The following is a 24,135-nucleotide window of genomic DNA, read 5'->3' on the forward strand; positions in this document are numbered from 1 at the left end:
CAGGCTAAAGCATAGAACTTGGCTACCGGTTGTGCAGTAAACGAGGGTCACGCTCTTTCCCCCCTGCGATCGGCTGGCGGCGAGCAACCCAGAACACCAGCGAGACAAATTGAATGCGTAAGCTGCTTACCTATTACTGACATGCATAATTTGAGGAAATTGGATGCCAAAGCAAATTATTATCGCCGAGCAGCATAGATTAGCTGCTGTTTTTGAAGAAGATCAAATCCAAGAACTTGTAGTCGCCACAGGAAGTCATCAAGTTGGAGACATTTATCTCGGTAGCGTAGAGAACGTCTTACCCGGTATTGATGCGGCTTTTGTGAATATTGGCGATGCCCAAAGAAATGGATTTATTCATGTGACCGATCTCGGCCCTCTGAGGCTCAAACGAGGCTCAGGAACGATTACGGAGCTACTGGTTCCCCAACAAAAGGTACTGGTGCAGGTGATGAAGGAACCCACGGGTTCTAAGGGGCCGCGCTTAACCGGTAACATTACCATGCCCGGTCGTTATTTGGTGCTGATGCCCTATGGACGAGGGGTGAACCTATCCCGGCGAATAATGGGGTCTCAGGAGCGATCTCGTCTACGTGCCCTAGCAATCCTGATTAAACCGACGGGGATGGGTTTGCTCGTGCGCACCGAAGCCCAAGGTATGGCCGAAGAAGCCATTATGGAAGACCTAGAAGAATTACTAGGTCGTTGGGAATCGATTTTAGCTGAAGCGAGTTCCGCCGTTCCCCCAGCCTTATTGGGTCGAGATGATGATTTTATTGTCCGCGTCCTTCGGGATATGTACACCAATGATGTCAATCGCATTGTGGTAGACTCCCATACCGGTCTTAAGCGGGTGAAACAACAAATTATTAACTGGAATGCTGGTAAAATCCCGCCGGGTATCTTGATTGACCATCACCGGGAAAAGAACTCGATTTTGGAATATTTCCGGGTGAATGCAGCCATTCGGGAAGCGCTCAAACCCAGGGTAGACTTGCCTTCCGGAGGCTACGTAATTATTGAGCCAACGGAAGCCTTAACGGTGATTGATGTGAACTCTGGCTCGTTTACCAGTTCAGCCACTGCTCGTGAAACCGTACTGTGGACAAACTGCGAAGCAGCCACCGAAATCGCCCGTCAACTGCGTCTCCGTAATATTGCTGGTGTGATTATTGTCGATTTTATTGACATGGACTCCCGCAAAGATCAGTTAAAGGTGCTGCAACATTTTGAAGAAGCCCTCTTAGCAGATAAGGCTCGCCCCCAAGTAGCCCAACTTTCAGAGTTGGGTTTAGTCGAATTAACCCGTAAACGCCAAGGGCAAAATATTTATGAGCTATTTGGCCATACCTGCAAAGTGTGTAATGGTTTAGGCCATTTGGCTACTCTGCCAGGAGAACTCGAAGAGCCTCCCTCTGCTTTACCCGATCGCTCCTATACTGTAGGACGGGAAACGCCAACTCCAGAGCGCTTTACTGAAACTCCAGCTCCCACGCTTAAGCCAGACTTTTCTAATGATTTTGGCTCTAGCTCTGAGTCTGGCTCCAGTTATGGAGAACCCTCATCCCTGCGAAGTTCTGCGGGTATGGATGAGATGGGAGAAGGCTTTGCAGCCGATGAGGAGGCGATCGCCAGACGGACTCGCCGCCGCCGACCGGAGACCAAAGATTCAGGCGGATATGGGTATCAGGAACCGTCCTATCGCAGTGGCGCTGATTTTTCAGTCACCACTCTCCATGAAGGATCGCGGCCTTCTGATGTTCGCTTCTCCTCTCGCAAAGATTATTGGGATAAACCCACTAATCCCCGTAAACGTATCGGGGGACGATCGATCGAGGCTCCTCCAGAGGTGGTCAAGGTTCCCATGACCGGTGAAGAGCAAAATATCTATGCTTTAATGGGCATTTCCCCTCTGGTGTTGTTGCCGGATGGAGAAAACAAAAACCCAAAAGCAACCATTGTCCAGGTTAGTTCAGTAGATGCCCATGATTCTGAGGGTTCAACTGTAACCCTGGTAGCGACTCCAGAGATTCGGGAAGAGATCTCCCCAGATTCAGAGGAAACGGCTAAAGAAGAAGGCAATTGGGGATGGATGTCTCCGACTCTGGAACAGAAAGACCTGAATAGCCCAACTTCACAGGAAGAAGCGCTCGATGAGGGAAGTGTTGCGGAAGAGGAGACGGATGAGGAAATCCCAGAACCTCGTCGCCGTCGTCGCCGTCGCTCTTCTGCGGATTCAGAATAATTCATCATTATTTTGGATCGAGTTATTCGAGTGGCAGGTATTGATGAGGTGGGCCGAGGTTCGCTCTTCGGCCCAGTGGTGGCTGCTGCTGTGATGATCTCACCTGAAGTAGAGCGTCAATTGCAAGATTTGGGAGTCAGAGATAGTAAGATGTTGAGCCACCGAAAGCGACAGACCTTATTGGGAGTTATTAAAGACTTGGCTCTTGATTGTCAATTGGGTGTTGCATCGGTGGCAGAAATCGATCGATTTAATATTTTACAGGCATCGTTGTTAGCGATGAAGCGGGCGGTGCTGAAACTCGCGGAGGTTCCCGGAGTGTGTTTGGTGGATGGCTGCCATGAGATTCCCCAGTTAGACAGGGTTCAGAGGACAGTGGTGAAGGGCGATCGGACGGAGGTGGCGATCGCCGCTGCCAGCATCGTTGCTAAGGTCTGGCGTGATGAATTGATCACTCGCTTAGATCCGTTGTTTCCTCACTACGATCTGAGGGCGAATAAGGGCTATGGCACCAAGAAACACCGCCTGGCGATCGCCCAGTTTGGCCCCTCTTGTTTGCATCGGCGATCGTTTAAACTCAAGTCATTCCAGGCTCAATAAATAGGTGTTATAGCAAGGGAAAGGAGCGCTAAGACTGCACCTATTCCCTATTCCCTACCATAACCAACTCCTTCTCTGCTATATCTTCAAGAATTGACTTTCGAGAGAGAGGGATGAAATTCGTCCCTCATTCTAGAGATGCGATCGTAGCACTCTGGAGGGGTCAAGGGTAGATGTTTTAGGTAAAAGAATGTCACTTGATTCCCCGATTCTAATAAAAAAATTGCTTCTGTCTCTGGACAGTAAGTATCGACTGCTTCCAAAATGTGGGCGTTCATAAAATGATGGCGTACAATTCGCGTATCGGGAATACTCAGCCAAGCATTGAGAAAAGGCGCGAGACGAAAACGAGGAACAAAGGCAGCCGAGAATGTTTCACCAGTTATCCCCAGATGAGGATTGTGGGTAGAACAAACGACAACCCCACGAGATCCACTCAAATAGCCAGCCCAAGCATTATAGGCGATCGCCATGAAGTTTGTCGCAATAAACTCCTGTTCCCAGTTCAAGTGATCATTTTCCATAAGAAGTTGGGTTTGTATAGACGTTCTCTATTCTCTCGGTGGTATATAGCAAGGCACTCGTTAAGTTAGGACAGCTAAATTGTGGTTTTAGGGAACAGGGAACGGAGAACAAAAAATGTCTTTATCCCTCTTCTGTCACTCTTGGAAATTCTGACGTTTCATGTCCCCGAAGCGGAAATTTCCGTCATTACAGCCCGCGATCGCGAAGCGATGCGGAGCATTATCGCTAACGAAAGAATCAGGATTTCACCCCCCTTTTTTGGAAAGTTACAGAAGAGGGTTATATCAAATCCCAAAAATTACGCTACACATCAATCCCCGTGTCTGGAGCGTCTCCCTCTAGCCCTACTTAAAAAAAGGGAGGTAAAAAAGAGGGCAAACACATTACAACATAGCAGAAGAAACTGCTATCTTCTCGCCTAACCTATGCTTTATTGCGCTATGTTTGTTGTGTTACTTATGGATTTATGGGCAAGGTAAGCGAACCCTTGCACTGAATCGGGTGTAGAGCGCGATCGCACCAGTAGTGCGGAGTATTATAGCTCTTTGTTGATGGTAAAAATACTGAATTAACTATCATCCGTACCTCGCAGATGTTATAGAGCATGGACTAGCGATCGGCGGGCATTCTGACTCGGAGGTGATATATTTCTCCTTCACAGTTGCGGGACAGCGGCAGATTCTCACTGCACTTTCCCCGTTTCCTCTAGCGGCTGATCCCCACTAGAACCGACTTTCAGACTCAACTATATCACAAAATCTCCACTCTCACCATAGTTGGGGAGATAGACAGACTTACAGAGAGTTTTACACAAGCTTCGCTAACGCACTCCGTATTCATGTCCGCGAAGTGGATCAAGCAAGACTCGCGAGATGGCGAGTATTCCTTCATTCCACTGCATTCCATTCGGAATGATCTCTCCGCGTATTTGATTTCCAATCTTGCGATATCATCGAATCAGGTCACCTATTGAAGTATATCGATGTCAGTCTCAGAACACGATCGCATCATCTGCCAGTTCCTAGAAGTCCTCACCCAGGAACGTGAAAAAGAGGCAACTCGCATCAGTCTTCTCGTCTCCTCAATGCCTTGAAGAACATCCAAGAAACCACCGATCGGATTTTGCCTAGAGATCCCAACATTGACCTAACCAAACCCTATGTACGCTCAGGGATTAAAACTGCCTAACAGAATTAGGTAAAGTGCAAAAAAGAGAAGTCTAAAAACTGTGATTAATGGATTCCCAAAACTCTATAAAGTAACATTGCGTCTGTTCACATATCACTGGCAAACAGGAAGTTTAACCAACACCGATCGCATTGATCTGAGCCGCTCAGAAATCCAAGCCTATTATGAGGTACTTTTAAGGGATTATCACGCCAGTGACTCCCAAGGTTCGCCGCTTCAGGTTCAGTGGCGCTCAGAACAACCCCAAGCACAAGCCTTTGACCTGTTAGAGATTCAGGCAGATCATAACCGCCAAATTCAACATTTTATTCTGGCGTGGCTGCCTCCTATTAAGGGTTTTTTCTATCCCCAATTGTTTGATGATAGTTATATTGGCTCGTTTACGTTCTACTTGCCTGACTTGAGCGGTAAAGATGGATTAACGCTTGCAGAATTACAGACTCTAAAACCTTCAATTCATTATTTTAGTGGTACAACGGTTAGCGCTAAGGATAATCTGGAGGAGCAAAAACTGTGCCAAGTCTTAAGAGCATCCTTTTTGGGTAAAACCCTAATCTTCAGTGCCCAACTGAGGGAAGAGCCGGAAGACTTAACAGAATTTGCCCAAATCTGTTTACTAAGTTTTTTAGGTTTACCGTCTGTGGAAACTGCACCGCCGTTAAGAAATCGTTGGCGATGTTTTAAGGGGTATGTATATGAATTTTGTGGTCCAGAACTCGATGGATATTATGGTAAAATTTGGTTGTTTCTGACCTTTGGTCAAGAGAGTATTACGAGCTTAGACCGGGCACAACTGGAATTAGCAGAATTGTTTTTCTACGATCATAAGAATTACAGAAACTATGAAGATAGTCAGCAAGCCTATCAGAAAGGATTAGAAAATATCAACAAGATTGAACAAATCTCTCAAGAATTGACGATCAATATTTGTGACAATAAATCTCCTGATTCATCCCCATTACAGCTCGACCAGCTTAAGGCAAAGTTGAAGATACTGCTGGATATTTCCCTCTCCTATTCGCAAAATTTGCGCCGTTTATCCGATTTCCACAATATGATTGATTTGCATCGGGAGAATTATGAACAGAAAATCATTTATATTGAGAACATTACCAACAGTAATTTAACTTCGACGCTGAAGTTAGCCGATCGCCAATTTCGTAAGTTCCAAAAGCAAATCACCGCTAACCTCACCTATCTCGGAGAAGGCGCACGACTGTTGGATACGGCGATCGCCACGATTCGTGGTTTAATCGAGATCGAGCAAGCAGAGGGCGATCGCAAGCTACAACAGCAACATCAAGACCTACAAGACCATATTCAGGCGATCGGTATTGGGATCGGTGCCGGGGCGATCGCAGCCTCTAGTTCCACATTGATTTTTAAACAACAAGCGATGACGGTTCCGTTTTTCAGCAAACATCCCGGAACATATCCCCATCCCTTTGTTATTGCCGTCTTACTCAGTTTTGGCTTCGCGATCGGTTTTTGGGCAATGGCTAAATGGGTCTTACCCCGAATTTTGCCTAAAAAGAGATAACGGTGCAAGTTGTGCAATTTTCAGGGTTTATCCTCCTCAGCTCTTGATCGAAGTTCAGAAAAGCGTTAACCCAAAAACATCTTAAGAAATAAGATAAATGATATTGAGCCTTACTTCAAGAGTGCTACTCTTCAGTTAGTGTCTCTTTCTTTAGAGAAGTTTATGGTCAAAAATATAGGATTGAAGCTTTTCTTTCAATTCCTCTAGTTAATATTATGGTTAATTGTAATTTATGTTACTATTTAAATTCAAAATTTCCCAAGTAATAGATCGGCAGTTTCAATGATATAATCCAGGCCAGTTGAGCGGAGAAACCCTGTGTTGACCATGTTTTTTATACGAAAGCGTGTTAATCGGATGTCTATTTGGGCGATCGCTTTATCTATCCTCACTGCGGCCTGCTCTGCACCGAATCCGACAGGCTCTGCCGATCTCAACTCTGATTCATCTGTCGCAGAAGTCAAGGAACTCTACATTGCAGTTATTCCCGATCGCAGTGCAGAAATACAACAGGAAAAAAAGCAGAAATTTGCCGCCTATTTAGAATCTACCCTAGGCATTCCGACGGACTTTGAAATCACTCCAAATTATGAGACTTCCATTCAACTTATCGTTGAAGAAAAGGTAGAAATGGCTTATTTAGGCCCTTTTTCTTATATCAAAGCCAAAGATCAAAATCCTAATATTGAACCCCTCGTTGCCCACATTGAAAAGTCTACTGGCCGCCCTGGGTATACTGGGGTGATTGTGGCCGATACCAGTCAAGGAATTAAAAGTTTAGAGGATTTGCGAGGTAAACGTTTTGGTTTTGTCAGTCAATCTTCAACCTCGGGTTATTTAGTCCCGAGTGCCCAATTTCAAGAGATTGGGATTAATCCAGAGGACGATTTTGCACAGATCGACTATGCGGGAAGTCATGATAAAAATACTATGGCGTTGGCGCAAGGAAAAGTAGATGCGATCGCTATTGAAGAAAAAGTATACCAGAAAGCAATAGAATCAGGGGAATTATCCAGCGATCGCTATACTATCCTCTGGCAATCCGATCCTTTACCCAATGCTCCTCTGGTGATTCGCTCTACCCTTCCAGATAAGTTCAAGCTAAAGGTTCGTAAAGCATTGATTGAAGCACCTCCAGGCTTAGGATTGGTTGGAGGAGATCAAGCTTCTGGCTATACTTCAGTCCAAGATGAAGATTATGAACCCATTCGTCGCATTCAAGAAACCCTAGGATTAGACAACTCAGACTGATTGATGAATTTATGAAAATTTCTACCAAATTTCTTGCATCTTCAGTTGCTGTTATTGGGTCAATTGCCATCGGTATGGGGAGCAGTATTATGGTTGTGAATCAAGCTGAAGAATCATTATCTAAACGTCGTCAGATTAACCGTCAATATCTTTCGGGAATGTTTGAATTACATCGCAATTTAGAAGAGCAGGTTGTTTCCCTCAAAGATTTTGTCATCCTGGATCAATCTCCAGCTAACTTCCAGAAATATGAAAAAGCTCACTCAAAGTTTCTTTTGCATTTGGATGAATTATCTCTTGGATTACCGAATTCTAGCGAAATTGAAATCTTACGTCGTCGTCATAATGATTTACATCAGTTAAGCAAAAGATTAACCCATTCCCAAGACATCACGAAGCAAAAACAAGATTTAAAATCCATTAATTGGTTTGCCGCAGACATTAATTTTTCTTTGAAATCATTAGTTGAATACGTTCATACGATGGAATTGCAAACAGAACAGTCTGCGGCTCAACTCAAGAGAGATAACCGCATTTTTCAAGCTCTATTGATCGTCGGATTATCTTTTGTTGTTTTCTGGCAATGGAAATGGATTATTTTACCGGTTATTGAATCCCTCGATCAACTTCAGTATGGGACTAAAAAAATTGGGAAAGGAGAACTCAATTATCGTCTTAATATCATCACTGGTGACGAAATTGAGTCCGTAGCCAACACGTTCAATAATATGGCGGAACAACTATCGGATTCGTACCAAATGATGGAACAAAAGGTTATTGATCGAACTACGGAACTAGAAGAGAGCAATCGCCAGTTAAAGATGGTGCTAGCCGAGCTTAAAGAGACTCAATCTCAATTAATCCAAAATGAAAAAATGTCTAGCTTAGGGCAAATGATTGCAGGGATTGCCCATGAAATTAATAATCCAGTTAACTTTGTTTATGGCAATCTTAATTATTGCGAACAATATATTAACGATCTTATCTATTTGATCAATCAGTATCAGAAAGATTACCCTCAGCCAAGTCAAGGCGTACAAGCAGTCTTTGAGGAAATCGATCTGGAATTTTTGAAAAAAGATATTAAAGACATTTTGAATTCAATGAAAGCAGGGGCTATCCGAATTCGAGATATTGTCAAATCGCTACGGACGTTTTCTCGTCTTGATGAAGCAGAAAGGAAAGAAGTAGATATTCATGAAGGGATTGAAAGTACTTTGATGATTTTGCAGCACCGTATCAAGCCGAACCCTGATTTGGGAGGAATTGAAATTGTTAAAGACTATGGAGATTTGCCTAGGGTGGAATGTTATGCCAGTCAGTTAAATCAGGTGTTTATGAATGTCTTAGCTAATGCAATTGATGCCTTAGAAGATCGAGTGAATTCTGAACAGCCCGGTCAAATTACTATTGTGACTCAGGTAACGGAAAATAGATTTCTTCAGATTCAGATTCGGGATAATGGCCCTGGTATTGATGAAACGACTCAAGATCGCCTTTTTGATCCGTTTTTCACAACTAAACCAGTGGGTAAAGGAACGGGTTTAGGATTGTCTATTAGCTATCAAATTGTGGTTAATCAACATAAAGGACAGCTATATTATCAGTCTCAGTTGGGAGAAGGGACAGCATTTATAATTGAGATTCCTTGTACACAGCAGATGTTAATCAGTAATCCGTCATGAGGGATGAGTCATAAGTAGGAGTTTTTCCCCATTTCCCCACCCTAGTGCGAAGCACTGTATGATATGGCTTGCAGTTCTATTATCCTTATCCATTGTGTCGTTATCTTTGAGTCTTGAAACCCAAGCTGCTCTGAAATATCTTCAGGTGTTTAGCGTGCAACCGGAGTCTGTGGATCTGAGTGTACCAGAGCAACGGCAGCAACTGCGATCGCAGTTAATCCAGATTACAAGTCTAGCCGATCATCATAATTTTGGGGTTTGTGCCGATCAAGGGACGGAAGGGTTTACCGCTCTTGCCCATTATTTGAGCGCTTTGGGCTATCCGGTTCCCTTTAATCTGGTGCAGCTACCAGCAATCGATGAACCAGTTTATATTAAATTCAATGGCCAGACCTTAGCCCATTATCACGATAGTTATACTGGAGATTATCGGGGCGTTTTGATTTCTTGTTTATCTTCTGACTACGATCAACTCAATGGAACCTTTGGATATTTCCCTTTAAATCTATTTGACGATCATGTAATCGTTACTCAGTCTTAAATTGTTCGTCTAAGACCAGCGATTGATGGGTTCTTGAGAGACAAGTGGCTTAAGACTCTTGTTAAAACTGACATCAAAAACCCGGTAGCTTGTTTAGGAATAAACTACCGGGAAGGTCAACAGATGCATAGAACTTAAGCGTTTCTCTCACAAAGTTTCAACACAGATTAGAACTCTATCCATTCAGACAAAGACTCACCATTAAACGGTTGTACGCCAACGCTGGGATATTGATCGCGGTTGGGGCTAAAGATTTCGCCAATCGCATCAAACATATACATCACCATGTCGTTTATAGCAGAAAACATGTCCATAACTCTCTCCTTTCTTGCAATTGAGATCATTGATTGATTCTTCTATATTTTGATTATAGCAATCCCCTGACAAGTGGGATCGCTACGCTACTATTCTTTATATTCTGTTGCGTTTAGTCATATGAATAGTTGCAAAAATACATGAAAAAATCTTCATGTATTTAGATAAAGAAGATGGTGAGTGATTACTTCATAATAAGGGGAGAGTCTCTATATACAGCGCTTTGCGCTGGGGAATAGGGAATAGGGTTGTGGTACATAGAAAGAGGATTCAAGCTTGTGTTTCATAACGCAAGCAAAATGCTGTAAGAGGACAGGAAGATGGGGGACAAGTAATATTGGTGTCAAAAACTATAATAGATAAGGGCAGATAGCCATTTCTGCGATCGCTAACACGAGAATAAGCGAGCTAATGTCTTGTTTTTGATGATGTGAATTCGATTTTCTGAAAAAATGGTTGACACATTTATGGTTATATCTACTATAATAAGAAGGGAAGTAGCCTTAAAGGAGGCGATCGCCAAGATGGAAGACTCCTTACTCACCCTGAACCCAGAAGACAATAGCCTATTGACAGACCTCTATCAGCTCACGATGAACGCCTGTTACATCGGTGAAGGTATAGAGGCACATCGAGCCAGCTTTGAACTGTTCACGCGCCGTTTACCCCCAGGTTTCGGTTACCTGATTGCCATGGGAGTGCAACCGGCACTGGAGTATTTGCAAAACCTAGCATTTACGCCTGCTCAGATCGAAGCGCTACGAGCAACCGGCATTTTTAACCATGCGCCTGAAACATTCTGGACAAAGTTAGCTCAATTTCAATTTACTGGCGATGTTTGGGCTGTACCTGAAGGAACGGCTATTTTTGCCAATCAACCCCTGTTGAGAATAGAAGCCCCCCTTTGGCAAGCTCAACTGGTAGAAACCTATTTACTCAATACCTTAAATTATCAAACCCTAATCGCAACCAAAGCTGCCCGAATGCGGGATAGGGCTGGCGATAATGTCTCAATTCTAGAATTCGGCACCAGACGCGCCTTTAGTCCCCAGGGGGCAATGTGGGCAGCACGATCCGCTCTAGCGGGGGGAATGGATGGTACATCCAATGTACTAGCCGCCCTGAAATTGGGTCGCAACCCAGTCGGAACGATGTCTCATTCTTTAGTTATGGCGATCGCTGCCTGCGAAGGCACAGAAGATGCTGCCTTTCAAGCCTTTTACCGCTATTTTCCCCGCGCTCCCCTACTGATCGACACCTATGATAGTCTGGCAGCAGCCGAACGATTAGCCGAGCAGATGCAAGCAGGAACTCTAGACGTTGCAGGTATTCGTCTAGACTCGGGCGATCTGGTTTCCCTTTCCCAGAACATCCGCCAACAGTTACCTGGAGTTCCCATCTTTGTCAGTGGAGACATTGACGAATATGAAATGCAGCGCTTAAACCAAGGAGGGGCTTGTATTGACGGTTATGGAATAGGAACAAAATTAGTTACCGGTTCCCCAGTGAATGGAGTCTACAAACTGGTAGACATTGAACAGATACCCGTCATGAAACGCTCCATCGATAAAGTCAGTTATCCCGGACGCAAACAAATCTTTCGGCGATCTAGTGAGGGAAAATATAGTGGAGATCGCCTAGGTTTAATCAACGAATCCCCTGAACCGGAAGAAATGCCCCTTTTGCAACCCATGCTCAAAGCCGGACAACCCTTCGTCCCTCCCGACTCCCTGGATATCATCCAAGAGCGTACCCGCACCTGTGTCCTGAATCTTCCCCCCTCCTGTCGCCATCTAGAAGATCCCACCCCTCTCCCCATGGAAATTTCCGCTAAACTACAACAACTGATCGAGGAGATGGAGGGATAGGGGGATGGGGGAGATCTCCAATGACCAATTACCGATGACCAATGACCAATTACCTATGCTCAAAACTGTTGCTCTTTTTGGAACCAGCGCCGATCCACCCACTCAGGGACATCGAACGATTCTTGAATGGTTGAGCCAACACTATGATTATGTAGCAGTTTGGGCCTCAAATAATCCATTTAAGAATCACCAAACCCCTTTAGATCATCGTCTGGCGATGCTTGACCTATTGATCGAAAATCTCAAAGACCAATATCCTAATATTGGCTTATATCCGCAACTGGGCTATTCGCGATCGCTAGAATCAGTAACCGAAGCCCGTCACCTCTGGCCTCAAGAACGGTTTATCCTTGTGGTAGGTTCCGATCTGATCGCCCAAATGCCCAAGTGGTATCAAATCAAAACTTTATTGGAGAACGTTGAAGTTTTGATTGTACCGAGATCGGGCTATGCCATCAAGTCAGAGCAAGTCCAAGCGCTCGTCGAGTTGGGAGCAGAAGTGGCGATCGCCGATTTTGATGTTCCACCTGTGTCCTCAACAGCGTATCGTGAAAGAAAGGAGACCCAAGTTATTACGCCTCCCATCCAGGATTACATCCATCGGGAGCAGTTGTATCATGCCAGAGAGCCATTCAAAACAAACTCACAAAGAGCCGTTAGCTGATTTTAAGGTGGGCGTAGATAACGTCATCTTTTCCGTTGATAGCGTCCTCAACCGACTCCTCGTCCTCCTAGTGATGCGTCATGAAGACCCCTATCTCAATCAATGGAGTTTACCCGGAACCCTCGTCCGTCGCTCCGAATCCCTTGAACAAGCAGCCTATCGCATTCTCTCAGAAAAAATTCGCGTCCAAAATCTCTATCTGGAACAACTCTATAGCTTTGGTGACCCTGGACGCGATCCGAGGGAAGCGCCCGATCAATATGGAGTTCGGTATCTTTCGGTCAGTTATTTTGCCTTAGTGCGTTTTGACGAAGCTCAACTCATTGCCGATGGAGTCAGTGGTATTGCTTGGTATCCCATTCATCAAGTGCCAGACCTAGCATTCGATCACAATCAGATCCTAGAATATGGCTACAGACGTTTACGCAACAAATTGGAATATAGTCCCGTGGCCTTCGATGTCCTACCGGAGATGTTCACCCTCAACGACTTGTATCAGCTCTACACTGCGGTGTTAGGGGAAAATTTTTCAGACTATTCTAACTTCCGCGCTCGGTTGCTGAAGTTGGGATTTCTCTATGACACAGGGGTGAAAGCATCACGGGGAGCAGGAAGACCTGCAAGCCTTTATCGATTTGATGCGGAAGCGTTCGATTTACTAAAAGATAAACCCATGGTGTTTATTTGATGAGTGCGATCGCATGACTAAAATCTACAATAACCCCGGACAAATCCATCAAGCCGAACGGATTGAAGTAACAATTCGTTATCAGTTTAATGAAAAGGAATATCTTTGGCAACTGCTGAAGTCAGGTCGAGTGTTAATGGAGGGCAAAGCTCTCGATGAATCAGGCGATCGCTTGCTATTTCTGGGAGAAGCAGTTTTACAGATGATTGCCGCTGATTGTTGTTATGAACGACCCAAAGCTTGGATTGAATTTCTAGAACCGAAAACCTTGGGACAATTAGCCGAGCAATTGGAAGTAACCAATTGGATACAAATTCGGGTCGATCATCCCGGACACTGGTCCGATGAACGGTTGATTCATTTAGGAGAGTTCCTAAAACTGCTCACGGGTCTCATTTACCTCGATTGTAATTTTTATCAGGTTCGGGATTGGTTTGTGGGGCAAGTCATTGGAATTGATAATCCCCTCATTCCCCCAAATTATCCGGGGAGTGGTTTACCCTATCGCGATTTCTCTCATTTGGGCAAATCTGCCTTAAACTTAATTGCCAGTGATTACTTATTTGCTCGATTTCCCGGAGTACCCAAAGAGGTCTTATGTCATATTCGAGAAGGGTGTAAGGAAAAAATGCTAGATCTGGGTGAATTCGAGGAAAAAACCTTGGGAAAACACTATGTAAAAGGTCGATTTATTTTTGTGAGAAATAAGTTAATTTCTTTGATTCAAAAAGCTGAAAAATAAGTAGCTTGTTTAAATTAAATCCTATTTTCTTGTCTTCAGGATATGGTGACAACTAGGGTTTCTTTGTACCCAATTCCCCATTACCAGCGCAAAGCGCTATAAGTTATGAAAATTGCTATCGCTCAACTCAATCCCACGATTGGTGATTTAGAAAAAAATGCCCAAATGATCCTCAAATCAGCAGAAATTGCTGCTGCTCAGGGCGCTCTAGTCTTGCTCACGCCTGAATTATCTCTTTGTGGTTACCCTCCCCGTGATTTGTTAAATTATCCAGTTTTCGTTGATAAAATGAATCACTTAATCGAAGATTTAGCTCAGAAAATCCCACAAAATTTGATAGTTTGTGTGGGGACAGTAACCCGAAATGTAGCCGCAACTAAACAAGGAGGAAAAGAATTATTTAATAGTGTTGTAGCTCTCTACAACGGAGAAATTTTAGCTGAATTTCATAAACGATTGCTACCAACCTATGATGTCTTTGATGAAGACCGTTACTTTGAAGCGGGCCATGAAAGTCAAGTGTTAGTCATACAGACGGATCGAGTCAATCTGAGGATTGGAGTCACCATTTGTGAGGATTTATGGAATGATGAACAATTTTGGGGAAAGCGGTCTTATCCCATTAATCCTTTGGCGGATTTAATGGATAAAAATGTGGATATTGTTGTTAATCTATCTGCCTCCCCATATAGCTTAAATAAGCCAGGGTTAAGACGCTCGATGTTAAGCTATAGCGCCAGTCGATATCAAGTCCCGATTCTTTATGTGAATCAGGTCGGTGGTAATGATGATTTGATTTTTGATGGTCATAGTTTGGCGGTCAATAAAACAGGAAAAGTTGTGGCTCAGTTACAAGGATTTAAGTCTGATTTTCAAGTCCTCACTTTCGATCAAAAACAGCAGGATTTGCTGGGCGATTCTCAACCTCTTTCTGAGGATGAAAACTTGGAGATTTGGTCAGCATTGGTATTAGGAGTTCAGGACTATGCTCGTAAATGTGGGTTTGGTCAAATTGTGTTGGGATTAAGTGGAGGAATTGATTCTGCTTTAGTCGCAGCGATCGCCGCAGAAGCGATCGGTCCGTCTGAAGTTCTCGGTGTCCTCATGCCTTCCCCGTATAGCTCAGAACACTCGATTACGGATGCTCTGCAATTGGCTCAAAACCTCGGTATTCAAACCCAAACCCTTGCCATTGGGGACTTAATGAGCGGTTTCGATCGCACCCTTGAACCCCTATTTGCTCAAACAAAACCCGGTGTAGCGGAAGAAAATATCCAATCTCGCATTCGGGGAAACCTGTTAATGGCGATCGCCAATAAATTTGGTCATCTGCTTCTCTCTACCGGTAATAAATCGGAGATGGCGGTCGGATATTGCACACTCTACGGAGATATGGACGGCGGTTTAGCGGCGATCGCCGATGTTCCCAAAACCCGCGTTTATAGCCTCTCTCGTTGGCTCAACCAGCACTCAGGAAAAGAACTTATCCCCGAACATATCTTAGTTAAACCCCCCAGTGCCGAACTCAAACCCAATCAATGCGATCAGGATTCTCTCCCCGATTACGATACCCTCGATGATATTCTCCAGCGTCTCATCCACGATCATCAATCCCCGGAGGCGATCGCCGAGGCAGGTCACGATCCAGCCATCATCAATAAAGTGTTACACTTGGTCAAACGGGCTGAATTTAAGCGTCGCCAAGCGCCTCCTGGCTTGAAAATCACCTCCAGAGCCTTCGGTACAGGATGGCGAATGCCGATCGCCGCCAAAGGTATTCCCAGTCTAACGAGTAAAGAATAAGAAAGACGGAAAGCACGATCAGAGGTTTTAAGACATGATCCAGAACGTGACTCAAAATCCCCAAAAGCTATTCACGTCTGATTGCGTAACTTCGGGTTCACCCACTCATTCAATCCTTCACCCACTAAGGATAACCCCACCACCATCAACGTCATCGCCATGCCAGGAAAAAGGGCAGTCCACCAAATACCTGTGGGTAGAACTTCTAGGGCTAATCTGAGATCGTGTCCCCATTCCGGAATGTCTTCAGGTAACCCTAAACCGAGAAATCCTAAACCCCCTAATGTCATGATCGCATCGGCTCCATTGAGGGTAAATAATACGGGCACGCTTTGAATCACATTGAGAAATAAATAGCGGGTTAAAATGCGCCAAGTCGAAGCTCCCATGGCTTGCGCTGCTTCCACATAGAGTTCCGTTTTGACGCTGATCGTGTCGTTGCGAACGACACGATAATATTGGGGGACATAGGCAATACTGAGGGCGATCGCCGCATTCAAAATTCCTCGTCCCACCACAAACGCTAACGTAATTGACAACAACAAGCCCGGCAACGTATAAAGGGTATCCATGGCGAATAAGACGACGCGATCGAACTTCCCCCCCTTATAACCACTCACCAACCCCAGAGGAACGCCCACCATAATACTCAGGAGCGTGGCTAAAATCACCACTTTCCAAGCCGCTTGCGCTCCAAACAAAGTACGAGAAAACACATCATAGCCCAACCGGGTTGTACCAAACCAATATTGGCCAGAAGGTGGTGCTTGGGGCGGGTTCATCAGCGCTTCTGTGGGATCTTGCAACCATCCCCAAGCCTGGAAAACCGGGGCAAATAAGGCAACAATCAGGAAAAATAGGGTAATGATCGTCCCGATCGCCATTAACCGCATCGAAAGATTCGGCGATCGCCCCACCAACCGAGAAAACCATCCAGACTTAACAGAAGCCATAATTTAAGCTACCGTATGGCCAGCCGCCGTAATTGCGCCATGGATCTCCTGCTCTGACGATCCTGTTTCCACCGTCACCGCTTTCGTTTCCAAGACAATATTCACTTGGGCGCTACTGTCTGTTTTGGCGATCGCCTTCTTCACTGTATCCACACAACCCTCGCAAACCATTGACGGAACCTTAAACTCCAACTTCATAAATTTAACCCTTACATTACTCAACCCTAGTATTGTGTCATCCCCCGCGCTACCAAGCAATCTCCCGATCGCCCCATCCCCCTATCCCCCCATCCCCTTTCCTGGTACTCTAGTGTCCGACTGGCCCTTAATTCAATTCAACTAAAAAAATCCTTATGACCATTATTGCCGACAACTTCGCTATTGATATCAATAGCTACAAAGCTCTCACCCTCGACCCCAGCCAACCCCAACTCACCGACGAACAACGGGAAGCCCTCAAATACAACATTCAACTCTGTCGCGATACCCTCATCTTCTTCACCGCAACCGGTGCAGCCAAAGGTGTCGGCGGACACACAGGTGGACCTTACGATACCGTACCTGAAGTCATGATTCTCGATGCCTTCTTCCGGGGAGCGCCTGATAAATTTGTCCCCATCTTCTTCGATGAAGCTGGACACCGTGTCGGAACCCAGTACCTCATGTCCGTCCTTAATGGAGACATGCCAGCGGAAAAACTGCTCCACTATCGCGAAGCCCATCACCACCTCCCCGGACACCCCGAACTCGGTTTAACTCCCGGTGTAAAATTTAGTTCTGGACGTTTAGGTCATATGTGGCCCTACGTTAATGGAGTTGCCCTAGCCAACCCTGGCAAAACAGTCTTCTGTCTCGGTTCCGATGGTTCCCAGCAAGAAGGAAACGACGCAGAAGCTGCCCGGCTAGCCGTCGCCCAATACATCAATGTCAAACTGATTATTGATGATAACGATGTCACCATTGCCGGCAATCCATCTAAGTATTTACCCGGATTTAACGTTGCCCAAACCCTTGCCGGTCATGGCGTGAAAATTCTCGAAGGCAATGGAGAAGACATTGATGACCTCTACGGTCGTCTCTGCGAAGCTATCAATACTCCTGGCCCTGTTGCAGTGATTAACAAGCGTCCCATGTGTCCTGGTATCGAAGGACTCGAAGGATCGAATCACGGTCATGATGTCATTTCCTTAAAATTGGCACTGCAATATTTAGAACAACGGGGTCATACCGCCGCTGTTGAATACCTCAAGGCTATTGAAAAACCTTCACAAAGCTATACCTTCCTCGGTTCTAGTGACAAAGTTGGCTCGAACCGGAATGTCTTTGGAGAATCTGTAGTTGCCATCCTCGGACGCATGAGTGAAGAGGAGCGCAAGCAAAATGTTCTCTGCGTTGATAGCGACTTAGAAGGCTCCTGTGGCTTAAACAAAATCCATGCAGCTCATCCAGAGATCTTTGTCAGTGGCGGCATTATGGAGCGGGGGAACCTCTCTGCGGCTGCTGGGTTTGGCATGGAGAAAGGCAAGCAAGGGATTTTTGCTACCTTCAGCGCCTTTCTAGAGATGTGCATCTCCGAAATTACCATGGCTCGCCTCAACTATTCTAATCTCCTCTGTCATTTCTCCCATGCGGGAATTGATGACATGGCAGACAATACCTGTCACTTCGGCATCAATAATCTGTTTGCCGATAATGGGTTAGATGATGGCTATGAAACCAGGGTTTATTTCCCAGCCGATGCCGGACAAATGAAGGCTTGCGTGGAAGCAGTTTTCCCTCAACCGGGACTGCGGTTTATTTTCTCCACTCGTTCTAAAGTGCCCTTCTTACTCGATAGTGAAGGTAAGGAACTCTATGGTGAAGGCTATACCTTTACCCCTGGCAAAGATGAAGTGATTCGCGAAGGAACTGCCGGTTATATTGTCAGCTTTGGGGATGGTCTCTATCGCGCTCTAGATGCAGTTGAGCGGTTGAAGCAAGACGGTATTGATGTGGGTTTAATTAATAAATCCACCCTCAATGTAATCGATGAAGAGATGATGACCAAGGTCGGAAATGCTCCCTTTGTCTTGGTGGTTGAATCCTTTAACCGCAAAACGGGTTTAGGTAGCCGGTTTGGTTCCTGGTTACTGGAGCGGGGATTAACACCGAAATTTGCTTATTTGGGTGTGCATAAGGAAGGATGCGGTGGACTGTGGGAACAGTTCCCCTATCAAGGCATTGACCCCGTTGGCATTATGGATAAGGTGAAGGCGTTAGTCGGTTAATTCTGATCGCCAATGGGCATAGAAATCGGGTTTCTGCAAGAAACCCGGTTTCTCGACACATTAATTGAGTTTATTTTTTCCGATCATGCATTAGAAATAGTTTTAGTTTTCATCTAAGGAGCCTCCATATTGAAGTGAGAGAGTAACAGAAGGTATAGTTGCAGGTGAGAAGGTTTCCCCCTACTCCTGTCAGGGCACTTTCTCCTCTAAGGGGAAATCATCCGTTATTCTAGAGATCGTAGAGAGTGAAAACCAGTATATCGACCAAGGGTAAACTAAACAGAACATGGATATTACGGAGAAACTCAACCGTCTACAGACCCTATTTACTCAAATGGATCGGGCGCTGATTGCCTATTCTGGGGGGATTGATAGTACATTGGTGGCAAAAATTGCCTACGATCGCCTGGGCGATCGCGCCCTAGCAATAACGGCTGAATCCCCGTCTCTGTTGCCGGAAGATCTAGAGGAGGCTAAGGTGCAGGCGGCGGCGATCGGGATTACCCATAAAATTGTCCAAACCCACGAAATGGACAATCCTAACTATACGTCGAATCCGATCAATCGTTGCTATTTCTGTAAAAGTGAACTCCACGATACTCTAAAACCCCTAGCCGAAGCCTGGGGTTATCCGTATGTTATTGATGGGGTGAATGGAGATGATTTACAGGATTATCGCCCCGGAATTCAAGCCGCAAAAGAGCGAGGAGCGCGATCTCCATTAGCCGAAGTTGGCGTAACCAAAGCTGAAGTACGAGAACTCTCCAAATATCTGCAACTTCCCTGGTGGGATAAACCGGCTCAACCTTGTCTGAGTTCTCGCTTTCCCTACGGCGAAGAAATTACCCTCTCTAAATTACAACGGGTAGGACGAGCCGAGCGCTATTTACGGCAACTCGGCTTAACCCAAGTTCGGGTACGCTCGGAAGGGGAAAGTGCCAGAATTGAACTCCCCCCAGAACAGATTCAATCCTTTGTTCTCTCCACCCATTTACCGGAATTGGTGAAACAGTTTCAAGATTTTGGTTTTCTCTATGTCACCCTCGACTTAGAAGGCTATGTCAGCGGCAAACTCAATCGCGTATTGGGGGAAGTCACGAAGATTTAGCTAAAACGTTAAACACAAACAAAAAAATCTATAGCAGTGAAAGAGTTGATTAGGATAGTGAGGCTATGGTTTGAGGCAAGAGGCAATAGAAAATTTCCTAACTCTCCTTTCTCAGCTATATCTTTCTCTATTTTCCGAACAACTGTGGTTGCACTCTGATTCTTGATGGGAGTGTCGTTAACTGTCATCAGAAAAACTTCTCCCGATCTTGGAAAGTAGAAAAAGATGGATAGAATAGAAATTATTAATATCCTTATTCGTAAGTTAAGGCAATCATGATCGTCTCCATTCTTTCCTGGAAATTTAACTATTTCTTTAGACTAGCGCAAGAAATTGGCTATTCAAACTTTTTATACCGTTATGGATTGCGTGGATTCCATAAGATCCTCAAACTCAATCAAAAAATGGTTTTATTCAACAATGTGGAAATGATATTACCTTTTGGAAGTCGGTTTGGTACAGAGCTTTTCCTCAAAAGAGAGAAGTTGGATTGGGGATCAGAAGCTTTATTAACTCAGTTTTTAGATCGGGAAAAAATATTTATTGATGTCGGTGCAAATATTGGATACTACAGTTTGCTTGCAGCTCCACTATCGCGTGAAGTTTATGCCTTTGAACCCGATCCAAGAGTCATTAAAATTCTAGAAGATAATATTTCACAGTTTCAAAATTGTCACATTGTGAAAGAGGCACTGTACTCTGAAGTGGGAACCATGGAAATTTCTTTGAAAGCCATGCCTGAACTGAATTCACTGGTGAGAACTAAGATAGAAGATGAAGTTGAAAAAATGACGGTCAAAGTTAACACTTTAGAAAATTTTATGACTGAGTTTCCTTCAGTAAAAGTTGCCGGAATTAAGACAGATGCTGAAGGCGCAGATTTTGAGATTTTATTAGGCGCAAAAAAACTGCTTTCCCGAGATCAACCCTTGGTTTTATCTGAGGCTTACCCCAATACAAAACTACTAAATTTCATTGAATCTATTGGCTTTTCGTGTTATGCATTCGTGAAGCCAAAAAGCAAGGAGAATCATCAATCTAAGCCTCAATTGATGAGAATTCAAGAACAGCCGAAGAAGTACCGAACTAAAATGATTTTTATAGTTCCTGCTAGACTAGTGGCAGAGTTTGAAAAAATAGCAAATTCCTAATACAGCAGTTCCCCCGATCGCTATGCTTGACCAAATTGCTAAAGCCTTTAAACGGAAAGACTATCGTACAGCCCAAAACTTGCTGAAGAATTTCTTGCAAAAAGAACCCCGAAATCCCTGGGGACGACTGTATGCGGGACGATTATATGAGGAAAAAAGGAAACTGGACTTAGCTGAATCCATTTATCGGCAATTATTACAGCAAGCAGAACATCCGAAAATTGTTGCTCAAGCTCGCTCTGGACTGCAACGACTGCAAAGCCAAAAAGAAGCTCAGGAACAGCAACAACGACAACAGGCGATCGCCAGAGTCAGCAAAGATCCGAACCAAGCCAAACCTGGCCTATTAATTATTGAACCCGTCATTGGAGAAGCGCGTAAAGCAGCAGCCAAAGAATTTTCGCGGATCATGAACCTGGACTCTTATAGTGCCCAACGGCAACTCCCTGGACGGTTTTGGCGTTTGCATCGCACGGGGAATATAGGCGAATTGGGGATTTATGGTCAAGAATTGCGAGAGGTGGGAATTCCGGCGTTTTGGGTGAATTTAGAGAAAATTGAGCAGATCCGGGTGTTTCGGGTGCAGTCGATTTCGGAACTGGGAAAAACGGTTAGTATAATGTGCCATGATGAATCCAATCAGTTGGGAACGTTGAGTTTTGAATGGTCAGAAGTGGCACAACGGGTGGAGGGAAAGTTACCTGTTTTTGAATCAGTGGTGATGTTAGTGAGCGGAAAACAGGAGAGGGTGGAGCGCACTCAGGATTATGTTTATCTGTGTGATTTACATCTTCCCCAGAGAAATTGTGTACTACGGTTTTGCGATCGCTCCTTTGACTTTCATCATAGTGTAGGGATTATTCCCCCAGATACTCCTCGCTCTCAACTGAGTACCCGTCTTCAATGGAATAGCTTAATTCAAGTGATGATTCAATATCTGCCCCAGACTCCCCTTTGGTCAGATTTTACCCCTTTTGCGGAAACCGTCTTACAGGAAGCTAAAGTAGTGGCAGATCCAAGAGATTTGTTTGCGGAGATTCGCCCCTATATTGATATTTTCCGTAGAGCAGAAACAGAAACCACCTGGGATCGCGCTTTTGCCCTGTACAGTGGCTTAGTATTCTGCCGTAAAGCAGATTAAATATTCATGAGAATTGCAATTGCTCATCATGGGGCGATCGCCACGGCTACGCTGCAACGGATGTTAGAGGGTGTGGCTGACTACCAAGTGATTTGGACAGCATCGGATGGAGCAGAAGCAGTGGTTAAATGCCATCAAAACCGGCCGGATTTAATCTTAATGGATCTGGATTTGCCGGCGATCAATGGTGTAGAAGCAACCCGGCAAATTATGAAACAGTCCCCCTGTGCCATTCTCATCGTGACTGCAAATGCTAAACAAAAGGTGGCTCAAGTTTATGCTGCCATAGAACAGGGGGCGATCGATGCAGTTGATCGACCGGTTTTGAGTGGCGTAACCCCCAATAGTGCTGATCGGTTGCTCTCTAAAGTCGCTAAAGTGGGTAAACTTCTCAAACCTACTCCCTCAAAATCCTTCCATTCCCTCCCAAAACGATCCCCTCCCTTAGTAGCCATTGGAGCGTCAACAGGTGGGCCGAAAGCCTTAGCCACGATCCTTTCACAACTCCCGGTTAACTTTAGAGGCGCTATTGTTATTGTTCAGCATGTGGATGCCCAATTTTCCAGTGGCTTAGTAGACTGGTTGCGACAACAAACCCCCTTACCGGTCAGAATAGCAGCGAGCGGCGATCGCCTGCTCTCCGGAACAGTTCTCGTTGCTGGTACAAACGATCACCTCTACCTCAAACCCAACTTAACGCTTGCCTACACCCGAGATCCCCGCCATAACCCCTATCGTCCTTCTGTAGATGTATTTTTTAAGAGCCTCGCTCAACACTATACCCATCAAGGTATCGCGGTCTTACTGACTGGAATGGGTCGAGATGGGGCAGAAGGATTACAGTTACTCAAGGGCCAAGGTTGGCACACCATTGCCCAAGATCGACACAGTTGTGTGGTTTACGGAATGCCGAAAGCGGCTATAGAGTTAGAGGCGGCGATCGAGGTTTTATCCCTAGATGCTATTCCCAAAGGGATCATGTCCCGGATGGGGAGATGGGGAATAGTTAGATGAGTTCATGCAGACATGACACAGTATTCGAGTAAGGCGAGTAACCAACTGGAGAGAGAATTTTACCCCCTGCTATGGAAGCAACGCTCCCCCAAGATCTACATCTGTCAAAATTGTACCGGTGAGATCGGCTCCCGTTAAGTCCGCATGACTTAAGAGCGCTCCGGTTAAATCCGCATAACTGAGGTCAGCATAGCGCAGACTCGCTTCTCGTAAATCCGTTTGAAACCCTCGCAGTCTTCGCCCTAATCCTAAATTGGCACGACAGAGAATGGCTCGATCTAAGTTCGCTCGGTGGAGAATCGTTTGGCTGAGATTGGCGTAGCTTAAGTTAGCTTCTGAGAAGATAACATCTTCTAAGTTTGTGGGTTGGTCAGAAGTGGGACGCAAATCTGCATCGAGCAGAATGGCTTGGGATAGGTTAGCTCCTTTCAACGTTGCACCACAAAGGCTCGCTTTGATGAGATTAGTACGAGTTAAATTGGCTTGGTCTAACTTTGCTCCACTCAAATCTGTATCGCGTAAAATAGCTTGCGTCAAGTTAGCTTGCGTTAAGTTAGCTCCCCAGAGTAAAGCTTCACTGAGGTTGACCCCATTGAGTTTAGTGCCAGAAAAGTTGCTTTTTCCCAGTCGAGCTTGTCGGAAATCTGTGCCGGAAAAATCAGCATCAGAGAAATCGATCTCGACTAATTCTATATCTTTGAGGTCAAGTCCTTGAAATTGGCGATCCCCTCGATTATACCGTTCTAGTAGTTCAGATAGATTTACCACAGTTGTCCAACCTTGTTCTATTGCCACGATCGCAAACAATCTTTACTCTACCAAGGATGGCTACTTATAGGATATTGA

General features: G+C 45.0%; 21 protein-coding genes and 1 riboswitch. Of the genes, 16 read left to right on the top strand and 5 right to left on the bottom strand.

Annotated elements, in window-relative coordinates:
- The first annotated feature begins 163 nt into the window (after positions 1-163).
- Positions 164-2,245, top strand: coding sequence for an Rne/Rng family ribonuclease (locus PN466_RS24790; protein ID WP_271945167.1), 2,082 nt, complete (start codon positions 164-166; stop codon positions 2,243-2,245).
- A gap of 12 nt (positions 2,246-2,257) precedes the next feature.
- Positions 2,258-2,845, top strand: a complete 588-nt coding sequence (locus PN466_RS24795) for a ribonuclease HII (RefSeq protein ID WP_271945170.1) — start codon at positions 2,258-2,260, stop codon at positions 2,843-2,845.
- An 86-nt stretch (positions 2,846-2,931) separates the two neighbouring features.
- On the opposite strand, the gene PN466_RS24800 is transcribed toward PN466_RS24795, so the two are convergent.
- Positions 2,932-3,369, bottom strand: coding sequence for a hypothetical protein (locus PN466_RS24800; RefSeq protein ID WP_271945173.1), 438 nt, complete (start codon positions 3,367-3,369; stop codon positions 2,932-2,934).
- A gap of 602 nt (positions 3,370-3,971) precedes the next feature.
- Positions 3,972-4,118, bottom strand: a riboswitch (cobalamin riboswitch).
- A gap of 480 nt (positions 4,119-4,598) precedes the next feature.
- On the opposite strand from PN466_RS24800, the gene PN466_RS24805 reads away from it, so the two are divergent.
- The 4 genes from PN466_RS24805 to PN466_RS24820 all read left to right on the top strand — a co-directional run bounded on the left by PN466_RS24805 (position 4,599) and on the right by PN466_RS24820 (position 9,575).
- Positions 4,599-6,098: a hypothetical protein gene (locus tag PN466_RS24805; protein ID WP_271945176.1), complete on the top strand. Its 1,500-nt coding sequence runs from the start codon at positions 4,599-4,601 to the stop codon at positions 6,096-6,098.
- Between the two features lie 327 nt (positions 6,099-6,425).
- Positions 6,426-7,349, top strand: coding sequence for a phosphate/phosphite/phosphonate ABC transporter substrate-binding protein (locus PN466_RS24810; protein ID WP_271945179.1), 924 nt, complete (start codon positions 6,426-6,428; stop codon positions 7,347-7,349).
- An 11-nt stretch (positions 7,350-7,360) separates the two neighbouring features.
- Complete coding sequence (locus PN466_RS24815; protein ID WP_271945181.1) at positions 7,361-9,034, top strand: ATP-binding protein; 1,674 nt, start codon at positions 7,361-7,363, stop codon at positions 9,032-9,034.
- A 58-nt stretch (positions 9,035-9,092) separates the two neighbouring features.
- Positions 9,093-9,575, top strand: a complete 483-nt coding sequence (locus PN466_RS24820) for a DUF1824 family protein (protein WP_271945183.1) — start codon at positions 9,093-9,095, stop codon at positions 9,573-9,575.
- 167 nt (positions 9,576-9,742) lie between these two features.
- On the opposite strand, the gene PN466_RS24825 is transcribed toward PN466_RS24820, so the two are convergent.
- Positions 9,743-9,889: an isochorismate synthase gene (locus tag PN466_RS24825; RefSeq protein WP_271945184.1), complete on the bottom strand. Its 147-nt coding sequence runs from the start codon at positions 9,887-9,889 to the stop codon at positions 9,743-9,745.
- A gap of 525 nt (positions 9,890-10,414) precedes the next feature.
- Here PN466_RS24825 and PN466_RS24830 point away from each other — a divergent pair.
- The 5 genes from PN466_RS24830 (at position 10,415) to PN466_RS24850 (ending at position 15,655) form a co-directional block, all read left to right on the top strand.
- On the top strand, positions 10,415-11,758 hold the full coding sequence (locus tag PN466_RS24830) for a nicotinate phosphoribosyltransferase (protein WP_278003220.1): 1,344 nt from the start codon (positions 10,415-10,417) through the stop codon (positions 11,756-11,758).
- A 4-nt stretch (positions 11,759-11,762) separates the two neighbouring features.
- Positions 11,763-12,422, top strand: a complete 660-nt coding sequence (locus PN466_RS24835; RefSeq protein ID WP_271945189.1) for a nicotinate-nucleotide adenylyltransferase — start codon at positions 11,763-11,765, stop codon at positions 12,420-12,422.
- Entirely contained in the window at positions 12,376-13,110 is a 735-nt protein-coding gene (locus PN466_RS24840) for an NUDIX hydrolase (RefSeq protein ID WP_271945192.1), read from the top strand. Before PN466_RS24835 ends, PN466_RS24840 begins: the two co-directional genes overlap by 47 nt.
- Before the next feature lie 13 nt (positions 13,111-13,123).
- Entirely contained in the window at positions 13,124-13,852 is a 729-nt protein-coding gene (locus PN466_RS24845; RefSeq protein WP_271945195.1) for a hypothetical protein, read from the top strand.
- A gap of 105 nt (positions 13,853-13,957) precedes the next feature.
- Positions 13,958-15,655, top strand: coding sequence for an NAD+ synthase (locus PN466_RS24850; protein WP_271945198.1), 1,698 nt, complete (start codon positions 13,958-13,960; stop codon positions 15,653-15,655).
- 71 nt (positions 15,656-15,726) lie between these two features.
- Here PN466_RS24850 and PN466_RS24855 read toward each other — a convergent pair whose 3' ends face one another.
- Both PN466_RS24855 and PN466_RS24860 read right to left on the bottom strand, forming a co-directional pair.
- Positions 15,727-16,608 carry an ABC transporter permease gene (locus tag PN466_RS24855; RefSeq protein WP_271945201.1) on the bottom strand — a complete coding sequence of 294 codons (882 nt, stop codon included), beginning with the start codon at positions 16,606-16,608 and terminating at the stop codon, positions 15,727-15,729.
- Between the two features lie 3 nt (positions 16,609-16,611).
- Positions 16,612-16,806 (bottom strand): heavy-metal-associated domain-containing protein, encoded by a 195-nt coding sequence (locus tag PN466_RS24860; RefSeq protein ID WP_271945204.1) that lies wholly within the window; start codon positions 16,804-16,806, stop codon positions 16,612-16,614.
- A 155-nt stretch (positions 16,807-16,961) separates the two neighbouring features.
- Between PN466_RS24860 and PN466_RS24865 the strand changes: the two genes are divergently transcribed.
- From PN466_RS24865 to cheB, 5 genes are all read left to right on the top strand, one after another.
- A complete protein-coding gene (locus tag PN466_RS24865; RefSeq protein ID WP_271945207.1) occupies positions 16,962-18,875 on the top strand; it encodes a transketolase C-terminal domain-containing protein in 1,914 nt (637 codons plus the stop codon).
- 286 nt (positions 18,876-19,161) lie between these two features.
- Complete coding sequence (larE, locus tag PN466_RS24870) at positions 19,162-19,983, top strand: ATP-dependent sacrificial sulfur transferase LarE (protein ID WP_271945209.1); 822 nt, start codon at positions 19,162-19,164, stop codon at positions 19,981-19,983.
- Positions 19,984-20,258: 275 nt separating this feature from the next.
- Entirely contained in the window at positions 20,259-21,134 is an 876-nt protein-coding gene (locus tag PN466_RS24875) for an FkbM family methyltransferase (protein ID WP_271945211.1), read from the top strand.
- Positions 21,135-21,156: 22 nt separating this feature from the next.
- Positions 21,157-22,275 carry a tetratricopeptide repeat protein gene (locus PN466_RS24880; protein ID WP_271945212.1) on the top strand — a complete coding sequence of 373 codons (1,119 nt, stop codon included), beginning with the start codon at positions 21,157-21,159 and terminating at the stop codon, positions 22,273-22,275.
- Positions 22,276-22,281: 6 nt separating this feature from the next.
- Positions 22,282-23,289, top strand: a complete 1,008-nt coding sequence (gene cheB, locus PN466_RS24885) for a chemotaxis-specific protein-glutamate methyltransferase CheB (protein ID WP_271945215.1) — start codon at positions 22,282-22,284, stop codon at positions 23,287-23,289.
- A gap of 69 nt (positions 23,290-23,358) precedes the next feature.
- Here cheB and hetL read toward each other — a convergent pair whose 3' ends face one another.
- A complete protein-coding gene (gene hetL, locus PN466_RS24890; protein WP_271945218.1) occupies positions 23,359-24,084 on the bottom strand; it encodes a heterocyst differentiation pentapeptide repeat protein HetL in 726 nt (241 codons plus the stop codon).
- Positions 24,085-24,135: the final 51 nt, after the last annotated feature.

The sequence above is a fragment of the Roseofilum reptotaenium CS-1145 genome (assembly GCF_028330985.1).
Classification (GTDB): domain Bacteria; phylum Cyanobacteriota; class Cyanobacteriia; order Cyanobacteriales; family Desertifilaceae; genus Roseofilum; species Roseofilum reptotaenium.